This is a genomic window from Spirochaetota bacterium, from assembly GCA_034190085.1.
Lineage (GTDB): Bacteria > Spirochaetota > UBA4802 > UBA4802 > JAFGDQ01 > JAXHTS01.
The window spans coordinates 62,562-78,522 of sequence record JAXHTS010000058.1; the positions used below are offsets into that span (position 1 = coordinate 62,562).

The following is a 15,961-nucleotide window of genomic DNA, read 5'->3' on the forward strand; positions in this document are numbered from 1 at the left end:
TTATTTTGAAATTAAAATTACGTCAAATGACGTAAATATATTGATTTAAATGTGTCATATAGCGCCTTCGGAAATAATATTGTTGAATTTTATATTCATTCTAAATAGGTTTGCGAAAAATCTTTATCCAAAATTAGTCAACTTTTAACCGTAACTCCTCGTAATCAGAAGAATTACAGAAGTTAAGCTATAATAAAAATTTTATACTTTCGTAATCTCAAGTCGACTGAGTATAATTTATGAAAGATACCAGATGATAAAGAGTTACCAAACGAACTGTAGAGACAGCTTTAATAGATTAAAATAAAAAAGCGAAGAAAGCTTTTTACGAGTTTCATTTTCAAGAATACTAATTTATCAAGAATTGAAACTCAAGTAGTATTTGTAGAATTTTCAAAGAAGTATTTATTTGATAATGATCGGTCAGGATTGCGACATTTCCAAACGATAATTTTAGCAGCAAAGATTGAAGCGACACATGGTCGGGAAATTTCAGAGACTGATTTAAAAGAGATAATAATTACATTACATAATGCTGAAGATGATAAGATAAAGAGAAAATCCTTCGAGTTTTTGCAAAGAACATAATTTTGCCGAGATAGCTTCAACAACAGCAGCAAGATGTAATAAGATATTAAGGATAACAAGAGAAGCTTATACTCAGGGAGCGGTGTTAACAGAAGAGGACCTTTCATACAGGGTATGTGCTTGCGGACTCAGGTCTATACAAAGAGATATAAAAGCGATCAAGTCTGGATAACAATTTCCTTAAGAGGAGTAGTCTGTGAAATTGGGAGATCCATAATTTCTATTTACCGAAGGAGTACTTTATTTATATTACTTAGGGAGCGTCATATTTTTACTCATATCTCTTACAAGCAAATTAACATATTTCGGAGTTGTAATATCAGCATTCATAATTAACAAATGATCATTACAATTTAAAACAAACAATAACAGATCTTCAAGTCCCCCTTCGTGGGATTTAGGGGGGTCTTCTTGTGCATAGTCGTAATATTTCAGCAAAAATTAGCATGAGGCAGCTCTACCTTCGGGGGGGGGAGAGAAGGTTGCCATTTACATTGGGATGTAAGATCTTGATAAGAGAATCATAAGATTTTTCTGAATCCAACAAATCTGAAAGGGGAAAATCCCTCATGATTGTAAACCTCTAACAATAGGATTAGGTTAAACTCGTTTCCTAAATTATTATCGGGCACAATCTTTCAGAGCTACACTTTATTACATCATTCTCTGTATGAGCCAAAATATCCTGCTATATTCTCCGCTTATAGTAGTTCATTTTTAAAAGTCCATAATCTGTTACCAATAAAATTAGTGCTAGTATAAAAAACCATTCCTATGAGTTGGCTTATATTTTTGTTAATCAATAGAATCTCAACGCAAAAGACTACAGCTCCTAAGTTAATAATATAGCTTACTAAAAAAAATAGGAAAAAAGGAATTATCTCCTTGTAGAATACGCTTTTTGATCTAAATGTCCACATTTTATTTAGTATAAAGCTATTTATCAGTCCTAAAGTATAGCCTATTATATTTGAAAGCCTATAGTCAACCTTAAAGATATTATATAGTATTAGTATTGTTCCTAATCCAACAATAGTATTTGAAACACCAACAATACAATACTTAAGAAAGAGCTTTATTTCTTTCTTGTTGTTATTATATATATGAATAAGTTTAGAGATCATTGATTTGGAGTTATGTACAATTCAATTACATATTATTAAATGTAAACACTTATAGCAAGATAAAAGTTGTTGAATAAGAAAACATCTTTATGCATCAGGTGAAGAAGTAATTTACTATATATGGCGCTACAGTAAAAACTACTTTTGACAAAGTTTGCGTTCCATATTTGCCTATAATCGTATGTAACTGACTGTAATCAGTATCGATATTATAGAAATCAATTTTTTGAAGGAACGTCATATAGTATTATAATCTTTTGATAGATTCGAGAATATCAATAGGCTATTGTTTAATTTTATTGAGTCTTCTTGAGTAATGTGAGTATTATTTTAACTTTTACAATCTATTCTATTTACAAGAAACCTACTCCTATTATAAAATGGAACATTGTGTAGAAAAAATAAAATTATATTTTGATATAATTCAATTGTATATTTCAATTTAATTTTTATGAAAGCCTATAATATATGTCAGGATGCTTAATTCCTAAAATTAGCATTTGGACGAGTTTACAAGGCTTTCAGTACTCGTTCTACTCCTTTCTTATCAAGTTGGATATATGTATAATTGGGGTATTTTTACTAACCCTTTAGCTATTTCCTGAGCGCGGTCAGTTGAACCGTTATCTGATATTCTCTTTAATTTTATTTTATTAGTTGACATTATTATTATTTCAATAGTAGCTTAATGTCAATAGAATTTTTAATATGATAAAGTTGATACTTCTTGGTTATTTTGAAATTTTTTACTTATTGATGATATTATGATATGGTATGAATTATATTAAACTTCTTATTCTATTACTTTCATTTACTTTTCTTTTTCTAAGAGCATATGCATTTGGTTGGGATTTTACGATAATGGGGAGCATAAGTGAAATGTACGATGATAATATTACTGCTTCCAGTGATGATCAGGAATATGATTTTATTACATATTTGATGCTTGGTTTGGGAATAAATCATGAGGGTAGATTCCAATCTCTGACGCTTGCAGGTAGAACCTATCAGCAATTTCATATAAACAATCAGGAAGATAACTATAATTCGCAGGATTTAACATTAGATTATATTTACAATAGTTCACGGCGCTCTCGTTTTCAGCTTGCTGATACCTTCAATCATTACCCGGAACCCCGCAGTTTCGAAGTATTATTTGGAAGAACAGATGTTAGGGTTGGCTATTATTCTAATATATTTGAGCTTACATACTTAAAGACGTTATCGAGATATTTTTCTTTTAATATTCGATATACCAATCAATTATATAATTATTCAGGCGGAGAGGTATGCGACTCCTATTCAAATGGAGCAGGAGTTGGAGTAGAGTATTCCTGGAATAATTCTAATATAATTTACCCATTTTATGATTTCACGTATACCAAATATGACACAGGCGAGGCGAATTCAGAACAAATGGCAGGCATCGAATATAGACATTCTTTTACAAGACAATTTTATACTAACTGTTGTATCGGTGGGGTCTATATTATTACTATTGATGGAACTCAAAATACATACCCGTATTTACTTACTTCAATTACATATGAGATAGATGAAAATAATACCATCAATGTTTTATTCATAAAACAAACCAATGTTGTAGGGTATTCCGAGGATCCTTTTGAGAATATTAGAATTTCAGGTGAAGCCTCAAGACAAATGCTGCGAGATTTATCATTATCCCTTTCAGCTTTTTACGGTTATGGTGAATATACCCTTTCAGATACAACAACTGAGCTTATTGGAGTAACTACTTCCTTAGCTTATGATATTAAAGAAAACATAGAAGGTAGTTTAGTCTATACATATACAAATAATAAAGCAGAGGGTATTGAGACTACTGAATACTCCAGGAATCAAGTGATCCTTATGGTGACTGCCGAGTTCTGATCAACTATTATTAGTATCATTTCTTGCCAAAGGGGATTATAATTACATAAAAATGTAATCTGGCAGGATTAAAGCTCATTATTTCATATTACAAATCATTATTAAAGTATAGATTCTGCTAATAATAAATGGGGGAATAATAATGATACGTTTATTGCTTGTATTAATGATTATATACTATCCATCGATTTCTATCTCATCACCAAAAGATAAAGAATATACAGTAGGTATTGGTGATATATTAGAGATTAGCATATTGCAGCCAGAACAAGTTACTAAAGAAAATGCTGTAACCCCTTCTGGTGAGATATCTGTCCCCTATATTGGTAGTCTTAAGGTTAAGGGTAAGACAATAAGTGAAATCCAATTAGATATACAGCAGAGACTTGCTAATGGTTATTTAAAGTATCCGATTGTTACTGTAACACTTCTGGAATCTCGAAGCAGAAATTTTACAATTTCCGGCATGGTGCAAAATGCGGGTTCATACCCTTTAGGAGAATATACTACGGTTTTAAAGGCGATAGCTATTGCAGGGGGATTATCGAATTATGCTTCTGGTAAGGTTGTTGTGCATAGATTTAGAAAAGATAGACCTGGAAAGAATATTATCAAGATAGATATTAAAAAGGTTATGAAAGGAGATGCTGAAGATGTGGTACTTATGTCAGGGGATTATGTTTATGTATCGGATTGATTATTATCAATTTTTAATTTATTACTAAAAATTGTATATAGGGCAGGTATTTGATAATACTTATTTTCTCCCTCAGTCTTGTATTTATTAGTAATTCATAATTGTTCCTAAAACACTCAACTGAAGGAGAAAATGCGATACAACATCTCATCTGTTACTTATTGGCAGACAACCAATTAGTTTTGATTTTTTATTATTGGCCATCCCATCCAGCAATCCTGGCAAGTAAATACCAAAATGCCTGCCCTTTTATCTCAGCATGGGCTAAGGTTGTATGATAGTATGTAATATTATAATTTCCCCAACCAATAGGATTTACATTTCCAGGACCTCCCATATAGGATACCGGAAATGATATATTTCTTAGTTCATTGTCATGTGTCTCATCACTATAACTGATTACTGCGCTTCTATTTGGCTCCTTTACCCAATTATCACTGTTGGGATCAAAATCTCCATTTCCATCAACAGGACAATAAATATCCAAGTCTGCAAAGTCGTATAGTACACAATTATTTTCATAGCAATGAGCGCGTATTCTCTCATTGTTTAGATGTGCCCGCGCTTGTTTCTCATCCAAATTGCTACCACCCATATCGGTATCATCATCTCTATATTGAGTATTTGTTGTAAAATAGACAAAAGTAATTTTTCTATCATTCGCTCCATTATATCTTTCCTCAAGATTACTCATCGCTCTAATGTAACCATCCACATAATTAGAATTGGCGCCTTGATTAGTAAGATGTAATTCACCACACCATTCAATACCAGCAACATTGATCTCGGGATGCGCATCAAGATAGGTTTCAATTGGGTAAGGACGCGAATCCCAAGCTGGACTGTCAGAGTTTCCGCCGAAATATTCATGAGGCTCGATACCTGGATCAGATCCTATATAGTGAACAAGATCCAATCTTGAATTATTTGAGAGGGGGGTATCATTGCTTGGGTAATAATAATCCCAATTGCCTCCACCATTGCTATCTACTTCACGCAATCCTGGCCAATATATTTGACATGCATGAGATCTACCGCAATAATGTACGGATAACTCTTCTTTCACCTTAGCAACATATTCCACAGGTATGTCAGTTAGTTTTGTACAGGTATGGTCAATAATAATTCCATCTGTAGGGGGCGGTTGTGGAGGTGTAGTCGTGCTAATTTCATTGGAATAACCGGAGTAATCAACAATATTATAAGCTCTTATTTTGTAGGAATAAGGAGTTTCTGGTGCTACACTTGTGTCACTGAATATTTCAGTATTTTTAGGAACTGTAGCAATCTCGATGAAAGTTCCATCAGAGATTTTTTTTTCGATTCTGAATTCCTGTTCATTATTGGAATTGTCATTCCAGATTAGATCGATACGGTTGGGGGAGATAGACTGGATATCAAGATTGCTCGGGGCCGCAGGTGGTTCTGTTGGTTCAGTACTTGTAATCGTTAGGTTACATACTTGAAGTGAGCCACCATCATCTGCCCATACACCAATATTATTCAAGTTGGTCACAGTATTCTGTTCTGTGCGAAAGATATAGTCCATAGCAATCATGGTTTCACTTGTGTTTTCAGGCGTCACATAGACGCTAAAGGTATGATTTGTTACATCGACTGCCAGGCGGAATTGATAACATATGCCAAGAGTATAGGGAACTGTTTCATCCGCTTCATATGAATCCCCGTTGCGGATATCAATTAAACCTGTTTCATTAAAACGCACGAGTATGGCAAAATCTGAAAATGTCGCGCCCGATCCATCTGAAAAGGCAAAAATACCATCTATATTATCGTTATCAGGTATTACAACCACATCTGCTGTGAAGGTGTCATAAAGACTTTCTGTAAGAGAATGGTTTTGCCATGAGGGATCGCTTTCAATGCAATCTTCTTCTAAAATAGCCTTTGCCTCATTGGAATATTCTGAGAAACCGTTATCGTTAAAGGCTCTAACACGATAATATGTTATTCCCTCAATGAAACCTATATCATTGAAAGAGGTAACATCTGGGGCTACAGTTTCAATCTCTATAAATGATTCTCCTATATACTTCTTTTCAATTTTGAATCCAACCTCATTTGCCGAGTTATCCTGCCAGTTCAATTCTATTAAACTTGATGTTGCTGCATTAGCAATGAGGTTATTTGGCGATAGTGGAAGCGATAATTCAATATCATTATTGCATTTCCATCCTATTGAAAACAAACTGAGCATTAATATCATAATAGGTGTGTATAACCATTGTAAAATTGATTTTAATGAAATGTATTCTGTGAAATAATCCTTATTTTTTTTCATAAAAGATCTCCTTTTTTTTAAATTACTTAAAAAAGGTTTTTAGAATTGATGATATTGCCATTTATATATTTAAATAAATTACCTATATGACTCTGCATATCAATTCATAGGATAACCCTAAACCTAATATTTATGTTGTTGCATTAACAAAAATTTTATTACAATAGGAGGTTGAACTCCAAAAATATTCTAATTATTCGATGAATTTGAGGTTTTGTAGAATTGGTATAATTATTTTAGAAATTATTAAGAGGATTTATGTCAATTCAATATAAACCCCAGATTCTATGTCAGAGTATTTATTATATCTATTTTTATATGAATAATAGTTGTATTAATATTTTTAAAATGAATTAGAATCAAATCTTTAATAGATATCAGATTATAAAACAATTGTCAACTGAAAAATGTTGAATATATAATTTTTTTGTATTTTTTTTCAAAAATTGAACCTAGTCAAATTTCTCAATATAAAATTTAGAAATTTTATCTTTGTAACTATTCTGCAGGTGGTCAATATTTTAAGTCTATACCTTAGAGTGAATACATATATGTATGAAGCCCTAATAAAATTAGGGCAGTTAAGACTTGGTAATCATAAGTTCTGCAACTAGGATTACAATTACCGAAATAGGTAAATTGTTAATTAATAGCAAGGGGAATGTCATGATCCTCGCTTATTCTGGGGGTTCTCTTATATAATTTTTAAAAGTTACTGATTATTATCAGGTGGAATTGGAGAAGGCTTGACTATAAGAGATCATATTGTTAAACTTGATATAAGAGTTCAGGACGATTTTCATCTTCTATCAGGATGAAGGTGCCTGAAAAGAAGATAGAGAATGAATTTTGCTTTAATTTGGCTTCAGGGGATGTGATATCATCAAATTTGTGGGATTCAATAGATGGGGATAGTAATAGAATTTAATGGAGTACAACATTCACCGTACCTCGACATAGCAAATATTATAAAAGCTATTGATGGATTTTATACAAGCATGCCTGAGTTAAAACCCGACTTGGTGCCTGAAAAATGGTATCCGCGTTTCTTCTATAACTATCCACAGGATCCATATTTATATTGTAAGACCCATGATGGAAAAGTCAATTGGAGCCCCTGGGAGGGTATTGATGGCGAAGAACGGATGATTGAATTTGTGAGAGAAGCCTTTGATAGGTATATTATGAAACTCAGTGAAAAAGGTGATGCAAATCGTAGATTTTATACTCGTGAGCCAAATAGAGATGGCGAAATAATTACTTCTTTTAATATGAAAGATATTACATATAAAAGGTACTATATAGTTGATATTAATGAATTTCTTAATTTATCTGGAATATCGAGTAAAATACTCTGTGGATTAAATGTTGAACAGAGTAAAAAAATAGGTGATAGTCGTAGCAGGTTGAAGCAGTATTATAATGAAGTATTTAATTATCTAATAGATGTAACGGATGATGAATCAATTGATAGGCATGTCAAGTGTATCATAAATTATTATAATTTTATCCCATTATTAAATAATGTTATAAAATTACCAGATTGATATTATTATAGAATGTTGACTAATTGCTTCACTTTATTTTTCACATTAGGAGAATAGGTTAAGGAAGGATCAATCACATGATTCATAATACTGATTATGAAACTGCTAAAGGGTATTGAGAACCTGATCATTATTGTTGTGCAGATGGAGAGGTTGTGTTGAAGGTGTTAATTTTTGGGGGAGGAGCGGTTGGGCTTGGAATAGCAAGTTGTCTCATTAAATCTGGTAACAGTGTTGATATTATAGCTAGAAAAGATACAGTATCTCTTTTAAGAGACTATGGGCTCTTTAGAACTGGATTATTTGGAGAATATCATGCTGAGGGCAGCATGTTTAATAGTTATGAGTTATCATCTGAGGTGCAGGATGAGGAATATGACTTTATCCTGGTATGTACCAAATCCTATGACTCCATTGCTGTTGCCAATGATTTAGCCAGGAATATAAACTTAACACAGATTTCAAAAATTGTATTGTTTCAGAATGGATGGGGGAATGCTGAACACTTTGCTTCGATAATTCCATGCTCTAAAATATACAATGCAAGAGTTATTACAGGTTTTTATAGGCCAAGAAAAAATGAGGTAGAGATTACAGTTCATGCGGATGCTATTCATATTGGCAGTCTTTATGATAATAAATTAGAGGATATTAAGGATTTATGTGAGTCTATATATAGAGGGGGCGTCCCCTGTGAAATAACTCATAGTATTGAGAAAGATTTATGGGCAAAGATGCTGTATAATTGTGCTCTCAATCCATTAGGAGCAATTTTTGGAGTGCCCTATGGTGACCTGGGGGAATCGGAGTATTCACGCAGGATAATTGGAAATATTGTGGATGAAATATTTAAGGTTATGAAGGGGGGGGGATGTCAATCCTTTTGGGAATCCTCAGAAGAATACCTGAAGGTGTTTTATGAAGAACTTCTCCCTCCAACAGCAAGGCATGAGGCTTCAATGCTGCAGGATATTAGAGAAAAGAAGAGAACAGAGATTGATGCCTTGAATGGCGCAGTAGTTAGGCTTGGGAGTCAATATGGTATTGACGTCAGAAACAATATGTTTGTTTACAATATGATCAGGTTTATTGAGGAGAGTTTTTCTTCTGAATAGAAGGGAAGGGAATGTGTATTAGCTTATTTGGGATGAAATTCCTCTGAGATTACTTATAGAATATTCAACTTTGTCTTTCCAATCATTATTACATCTCCGCTTTTTAACTGGATTCTCCCTTTTGCAAGTACTGGATTATTATTGAGATAAGTGCCATTAGTGCTTCCCTTGTCCTGTAAATAATATATATTATTAACTTTTTCTATTATAGCATGCCTTCTATAGACGAGTGGGTCGTCCTTGATAACAATATCATTAAGCTCATCCCTACCAATTGTGATAATTTTGTTTATATGAATGGATCGATTTTTAAATCGAATCTTTGCTATTTTTGTCTTTAATTCTTTAGCGACTTTTTTGCCCTCTTCATCACGCTTGTAAAAGGTCTTTTGATCCATAATTGATGCTTCCTGAATGCTGATGTGAAACTTGCATTTCATTGGTGAGATATATAGTCAATCATTCCGGATTTATTTATTTAAAAGATTATCTTGAATTGATACATCCGGATTGTGGGATAATTTTAATATATATGCCAAATATTATAATTAATTTTTTTTATTAATGATATTTCATTTTATCTTGACCTTTCCAACTCTCAAATTATATTTGGTCAAGTCCTAAAATTAGGAAGCATATTATATTTATAGTATATATTAATCATCATTGATTATTTAATGTTTTTGATTAAGTGTCAAGTTATATTATTCAGTGATGTTGGATTTGAGATGTGACTTGTTTATAATACACCTTAACGCTAGAGAAAGAATAGGTTTTGAATGTATAACCATTTGATTAATATAGTTGTGATGATGTTTTGGTATATGTAGAGTAAATATAGTATTTTCAATGCAATTGGAGCAGAAAGTATATATTTTTTATAGAATGGAGAATTGCTTATGACTTTTGCTGAAGTTCTTGAGATGCTTAGCAACATCTTTCATACCACAGGCTTAATGAATATAGGCTGGAAAATGGTAATTATGTGGGGTATTGGATGCCTTTTTTTTTATCTTGCAATTGCCAAAAAGTATGAACCTCTACTTCTACTTCCCATAGGATTTGGTATTTTTATTGTTAATTTCCCATTAACCCCCTTGATGGGTTTCACAGAACAGGGTCACAGAGAACTTATTAACATTTTTTATCATTATGGCGTTGAATGGGAGGTTATCCCTTGCGTAATTTTTCTTGGTTTGGGCGCTATGACAGACTTAGGACCGCTAATAGCAAATCCAAAGTCGCTACTTATTGGAGCGGGGGCGCAACTTGGTGTATTTATTACATTTACTGGTTCAGTGCTTGCAGGCTTCACCTTAAAAGAGGCAGCATCAGTTGGTATTATTGGTGGAGCAGATGGGCCTACAACAATCTATTTAACGCAGCATCTTGCTCCTCAGCTTTTGGGCGCCAATGCCCTTGCCGCTTATTCCTATATGGCCATGGTTCCGATTATCCAACCAGTTATTATGCGGATGATGACTAGTCCAGAGGAAAGGGCTATAAAGATGAAGCAATTACGACATGTTTCGCAAAGGGAGAAGATAATATTTCCTATTGTTACAACAGGAATAATTGCGCTACTTGTGCCTTCTGTTATTCCGTTAATGGGGATGTTCCTGCTTGGAAATCTAATGAAAGAGAGCGGGGTTGTTGACAGGCTCTCCGATACAGCACAGGGTTCATTGATGAATATCGTTACCATATTTCTTGGTGTTTCTGTTGGCGCAACAATGCAGGCGGACAAATTTCTTAGCTGGAAACCCCTCTTCATATTCGGTATAGGACTCATCGATTTTGCTGTATGTACATTTGGTGGAATTCTTACGGTAAAAATAATGAACAAATTTTTGAATGATAAGATAAATCCTTTAATAGGGTCAGCGGGGGTTTCTGCTGTGCCAATGGCTGCAAGGGTTTCTCAAGTAATTGGTCTGAAATATGATAAGAGAAATCATTTATTAATGCATGCAATGGGGCCAAATTTAGCGGGTATAATCGGCTCAGCAGCAGCGGCTGGAATGTTTATTGCTATGTTTAAATAAGAAATGGAATAGGTGTTTATGAAAAGAATAGTATTTATATTACTTATAATATTTATGACATCCTTAGGGGTTTATGCTTCTATGAATAATCAGAATGTACAAGCCCCGGTTTATCCCCAAGGTGAAGCTTGTGCATCTCAAGAGGCAACAAGGATCCAATTTCAGTATAAGGGTATACCCTTAGATGAGATAATTGATTATTATAAGAGTGAATTAAAGGATGAAAAGGATATTAAATGGGAGACGATGCAGGATGGCAATGGTGTAATAATACACGATTGGGGAAGCAGAGAATGGCATAAAATAAAAATAATTGATAGGGCCGATCAAGAAGGTGTATTTGTTTCAATATACAAGAATAGCTGGACTTGGATTGTAGGCACGCTTGTTATAAGATTCATCGGTGTTTTTGTTGTGCTTTTAGTTTTGTTAATATCTATGTATATATCTGGTGGAATAATATCAAGATTAGTTCCAGAACCGGAAAAGTGAGAATCTTAAATTATTATGCAGATAATAGGGGTATAATATGGAGACCTTGGAAGAGAAGTATGAAAGATTACAAAAATTAAATGAAGAAGCAGAGCTTGGTGGCGGCGCAGAAAGAATAGAAAAACAACATGAAAAAGGGAAGATGACCGCTAGGGAGAGGATTGAATATCTTCTCGATGATGGCACCTTTGAAGAGTTCGATAAATATACTGTTCACCGTTGTACAGACTTTGATATGGAGAAGACAAAAATAATTGGTGATGGTGTAGTTACAGGTTATGGAAAGATTGATGGGCGACCGGTGTATTTATATTCACAGGATTTTACAATCTTTGGCGGCTCTCTAAGTGGTGTTGTCGGGGAGAAGATATGTAAGGTTATGGATCTGGCTGTGAAGAGCAGAACCCCCATTATAGGATTGAATGACTCTGGAGGTGCAAGAATTCAGGAAGGAGTATTCAGCCTAAGCGGATATGGCAATATATTCTGTCGGAATGTTCTCGCATCTGGTGTGATACCCCAGATTTCAGTTATAATGGGGCCCTGTGCGGGTGGGGCGGTTTATTCACCTGCCTTAACGGATTTCATATTTATGGTAAAAAAATCGAGTTATATGTTTATTACCGGTCCTCAGGTAATAAAGAACGTTACTGGTGAAGAGGTGACTACCGAGAAGTTAGGTGGGGCGATGAGCCACAACACTACAAGCGGTGTTGCCCATTTTGCCTATGAGAGCGATAAAGAGTGCCTTGATGGAGTAAAGGAGCTTTTATCATTTCTGCCATCCAGTAACCTTGTGAAACCTGCAAGGATTGATGGTGGTGACGATCCTAACAGGATTGATGAAGAATTGGACACAGTAGTCCCTGATGTCCCAACAAAACCCTATGATATTCAAAAGATAATAAAGAGTGTTGTTGATAATGGAGTCTTTTTTGAGGCACACAAGCATTATGCCAAGAATATGGTGGTTGGGTTTGCGAGATTGAATGGCGATGTTATTGGCATAATTGCGAATCAACCCAGATTTTTAGCAGGTTGTTTAGATGTTGATGCCTCGAAGAAATGCGCTAGATTTGTAAGATTTTGCGATGCCTTTAATATTCCTCTCCTTACCCTGGTTGATGTTCCAGGATATTTACCTGGGGTGCAGCAGGAGTATTTAGGGATTATTACTAATGGCGCGAAGATTATTTTTGCTTATTCTGAGGCTACAGTTCCAAAGGTTACTTTAATAACTAGAAAGGCTTATGGTGGTGCTTATGATGCAATGTGCAGCAAACATCTCAAGGGCGATATCAATTTTGCATATCCAACTGCTGAGATCGCCGTAATGGGACCAGAAGGGGCTGTGGATATTTTATATAGAAAGGAGTTAAAGGCCAGCGACGATCCCAAGGCTGCGAGGCAGAAGTTTATTTCTGATTATAGAGATACCTTTGCAAGTCCCTATAAAGCAGCGGAACTTGGATATATAGATGAGGTTATATTGCCAAGATATACCAGACAGAAGATTATTAGGGCATTTGAGGTTTTAAAAAATAAAGAAGATTCTATTCCTTTTAAGAAGCATGGTAATATTCCATTGTAGAGGTGAGATTATGAAACATGAAGAAGGAAAATTAAATGAGGTTCTATCGCAGTGGGAAGAAAAGGTTGAGAAGGCCTCTGAGAAGAGACCTGAGAGAAAAAAGGAGTTTGCTACGATATCAGGTATATCTACAAAGAGGCTTTATACTCCTTTAGATGGTGAAGATTCGAGCTATATGGATAATATTGGTTTCCCAGGCGAATATCCTTATACTAGGGGTGTCCAACCTACTATGTATAGGGGGCGATTGTGGACAATGCGACAGTATGCTGGATTTGCCACTGCTGAGGAGTCAAATAAGAGATATCGATATCTACTGGATCAGGGACAGACCGGCCTTAGCGTTGCCTTTGATCTCCCAACCCAGATAGGGTATGATTCTGACCATTCTTTGGCAGAGGGTGAAGTAGGAAAGGTGGGAGTAGCAATTGATTCGCTTGAGGATATGGAGACCCTCTTTAATGAAATACCCCTTGATAAAGTAAGCACATCAATGACAATAAATGCGCCGGCTGCTGTTTTGCTTGCGATGTATATAGTGGTTGCAGAGAAACAGGGTGTTTCTCCTGATAAGCTTAGAGGAACCATTCAGAATGATATTCTGAAGGAGTATTCTTCAAGAGGCACCTACATTTTCCCTCCCAAACCTTCGATGAAGATAATAACGGATATATTTGAATACTGCTCAAAAAATGTTGAACAATGGAATACAATCAGCATTAGCGGTTATCATATTCGTGAGGCTGGATCAACAGCTATCCAGGAGGTTGCATTTACCCTTGCGAATGGGATCGCTTATGTTGATGCGGCGATCAAGGTCGGTTTAGATGTTGATGCATTTGGTCCGAGGCTATCCTTCTTTTTTAATTCACATCTTGATTTTTTAGAAGAGGTTGCAAAGTTTCGCGCTGCAAGAAGGCTCTGGGCAAAAATTATGAAGGAGCGCTTTAACGCAAAGAATCCTAAGACGCTCCAGATGCGATTTCATACACAAACTGCTGGTTGTACGCTCACTGCACAGCAACCCAGGAACAATATTGTAAGGGTCGCCTTTCAGGCAATGGCATCGGTTCTTGGGGGCACACAGTCGCTTCATACAAATTCAATGGATGAAGCTCTGGCGCTTCCGACAGAGGATGCGGTGCAGACCGCATTAAGGACACAACAGATAATAGGTTATGAAAGCGGGGTGACTGATACAGTAGATCCATTGGCTGGTTCATATTATATCGAATCGTTAACTGACAAAATAGAATCTGAGGCCATGAATTATATTAAAAAGATAGATGAACTTGGTGGTGCGCCAAGCGCGATTGAAAAGGGATATATACAGAAGGAGATACAGGATACTGCCTATCGATATCAGAAGGGGGTTGAGTCAAAAGAGAATATTATTGTTGGAGTCAATAAATTCCAGACTGAAGAGGAAGAACCTTCAAATCTCTTAAAGGTTGATCCAGCGGTTAGAGAGAGACAGATTGAGAAGATTAAGGCCATGAAGGATAAGCGAGATAAGGCAGCAGTGGAGAAGGAGTTAAATGCATTAAGGGCAGCCGCGGAGAGTGACGCAAATCTTATGCCTCTAATAATTAATTGCGTTAGAGAAAAGGCGACTCTAGGCGAGATTTGTGATGTTCTGAGGAAGGTCTTCGGAGAGTATAAAGTATCCTTTGTTATTTAATTAGGAGAATAAAGATGGTGGACAAAAAAAAATTAAGAGTTATTGTTGCTAAACCTGGATTAGATGGTCATGATAGAGGGGCTAAGGTAATATCAATGGCGCTCAGGGATGCTGGAATGGAAGTTATTTATACCGGCCTTAGGCAGACACCTGAACAGATCGTTAGCGCAGTCCTTCAGGAAAACGCAGATGTCTTGTGCATGAGTATACTCTCAGGAGCTCATGATTACCTCTTTCCGCGTGTAATGGACCTGCTCAGGAAGGAAGACCTAAAGGATGTACTTGTTCTTGGAGGTGGAGTGATACCTAAGAGTGATATCCCTGCCCTAAAAGAATGTGGGATAAAGGAAATTTTTGGTCCAGGCACAGACACAAAAGAGATTGTAAAGTTTATAGAGAGTAATGTGAATTAGTCTAAATCACAAGAGTGTTTGAGGTGTGAAAATGAAAATTAAACATATTGATCATATCGGAATTGCTGTTAATGACATTAAAGCATCATTATCCTTCTACAGGGATGTCCTTGGATTAAAGTTGGAGGATACTGAAGTGGTTGAAGAGCAGAAGGTTAAGGTCGCATTTCTTCCTCTTGGTGAGGGCGAGTTTGAATTGCTTGAATCGACAGAGAAGGATGGCCCGATAGCTAAGTATATTGAGAAAAAGGGTGAAGGCATTCAACATATCGCCCTTAGAGTTGAAAATATTGAAGAAGCGCTTGCTGAACTCAAGAGTAAAGGGATAAAACTCATTGATGAAAATCCACGAAAAGGAGCGGGTGGCGCTCAAATAGCCTTCCTTCATCCAAAGGCCACAGGTGGGGTTCTCCTAGAACTCTGTGAGCGTTAAGGTGTTTAGGATTTCATTGGGTCCTTGAATTTTCTGAAAA

Annotated in this window: 13 protein-coding genes; 10 read left to right on the forward strand and 3 right to left on the reverse strand. The window is 35.4% G+C overall.

The features are described from left to right. Positions 1-1,289 precede the first annotated feature (1,289 nt). Positions 1,290-1,712 carry a GtrA family protein gene (locus SVZ03_11810; GenBank protein MDY6934888.1) on the reverse strand — a complete coding sequence of 141 codons (423 nt, stop codon included), beginning with the start codon at positions 1,710-1,712 and terminating at the stop codon, positions 1,290-1,292. 861 nt (positions 1,713-2,573) lie between these two features. Between SVZ03_11810 and SVZ03_11815 the strand changes: the two genes are divergently transcribed. Together SVZ03_11815 and SVZ03_11820 are read left to right on the forward strand one after the other, a co-directional pair. After that, positions 2,574-3,605: a hypothetical protein gene (locus SVZ03_11815; GenBank protein MDY6934889.1), complete on the forward strand. Its 1,032-nt coding sequence runs from the start codon at positions 2,574-2,576 to the stop codon at positions 3,603-3,605. Between the two features lie 142 nt (positions 3,606-3,747). Further along, complete coding sequence (locus SVZ03_11820) at positions 3,748-4,302, forward strand: polysaccharide biosynthesis/export family protein (protein MDY6934890.1); 555 nt, start codon at positions 3,748-3,750, stop codon at positions 4,300-4,302. Positions 4,303-4,495: 193 nt separating this feature from the next. Here SVZ03_11820 and SVZ03_11825 read toward each other — a convergent pair whose 3' ends face one another. Further along, a complete protein-coding gene (locus tag SVZ03_11825) occupies positions 4,496-6,604 on the reverse strand; it encodes a fibronectin type III domain-containing protein (protein ID MDY6934891.1) in 2,109 nt (702 codons plus the stop codon). A 905-nt stretch (positions 6,605-7,509) separates the two neighbouring features. Between SVZ03_11825 and SVZ03_11830 the strand changes: the two genes are divergently transcribed. Both SVZ03_11830 and SVZ03_11835 read left to right on the forward strand, forming a co-directional pair. Then, positions 7,510-8,151, forward strand: a complete 642-nt coding sequence (locus SVZ03_11830; GenBank protein ID MDY6934892.1) for a hypothetical protein — start codon at positions 7,510-7,512, stop codon at positions 8,149-8,151. A gap of 164 nt (positions 8,152-8,315) precedes the next feature. Then, a complete protein-coding gene (locus tag SVZ03_11835) occupies positions 8,316-9,266 on the forward strand; it encodes a 2-dehydropantoate 2-reductase (protein MDY6934893.1) in 951 nt (316 codons plus the stop codon). 53 nt (positions 9,267-9,319) lie between these two features. On the opposite strand, the gene SVZ03_11840 is transcribed toward SVZ03_11835, so the two are convergent. Continuing rightward, the gene (locus SVZ03_11840; GenBank protein ID MDY6934894.1) at positions 9,320-9,664 is read right to left on the reverse strand and encodes an FHA domain-containing protein; all 345 of its coding nucleotides are present in this window, start codon (positions 9,662-9,664) and stop codon (positions 9,320-9,322) included. A gap of 501 nt (positions 9,665-10,165) precedes the next feature. On the opposite strand from SVZ03_11840, the gene SVZ03_11845 reads away from it, so the two are divergent. Genes SVZ03_11845 through mce form a run of 6 tightly spaced genes read left to right on the forward strand, consistent with a single transcriptional unit; the run spans position 10,166 to position 15,921 of the window. Then, positions 10,166-11,311, forward strand: coding sequence for a sodium ion-translocating decarboxylase subunit beta (locus SVZ03_11845; GenBank protein MDY6934895.1), 1,146 nt, complete (start codon positions 10,166-10,168; stop codon positions 11,309-11,311). Between the two features lie 18 nt (positions 11,312-11,329). Further along, entirely contained in the window at positions 11,330-11,803 is a 474-nt protein-coding gene (locus SVZ03_11850) for a hypothetical protein (protein ID MDY6934896.1), read from the forward strand. A 46-nt stretch (positions 11,804-11,849) separates the two neighbouring features. Next, a complete protein-coding gene (locus tag SVZ03_11855) occupies positions 11,850-13,394 on the forward strand; it encodes an acyl-CoA carboxylase subunit beta (GenBank protein MDY6934897.1) in 1,545 nt (514 codons plus the stop codon). Positions 13,395-13,404: 10 nt separating this feature from the next. Further along, positions 13,405-15,075 carry a methylmalonyl-CoA mutase family protein gene (locus SVZ03_11860; protein ID MDY6934898.1) on the forward strand — a complete coding sequence of 557 codons (1,671 nt, stop codon included), beginning with the start codon at positions 13,405-13,407 and terminating at the stop codon, positions 15,073-15,075. A 14-nt stretch (positions 15,076-15,089) separates the two neighbouring features. Beyond that, a complete protein-coding gene (locus SVZ03_11865; protein MDY6934899.1) occupies positions 15,090-15,488 on the forward strand; it encodes a cobalamin B12-binding domain-containing protein in 399 nt (132 codons plus the stop codon). A gap of 31 nt (positions 15,489-15,519) precedes the next feature. After that, positions 15,520-15,921, forward strand: a complete 402-nt coding sequence (gene mce / locus SVZ03_11870; GenBank protein MDY6934900.1) for a methylmalonyl-CoA epimerase — start codon at positions 15,520-15,522, stop codon at positions 15,919-15,921. Positions 15,922-15,961 lie beyond the last annotated feature (40 nt).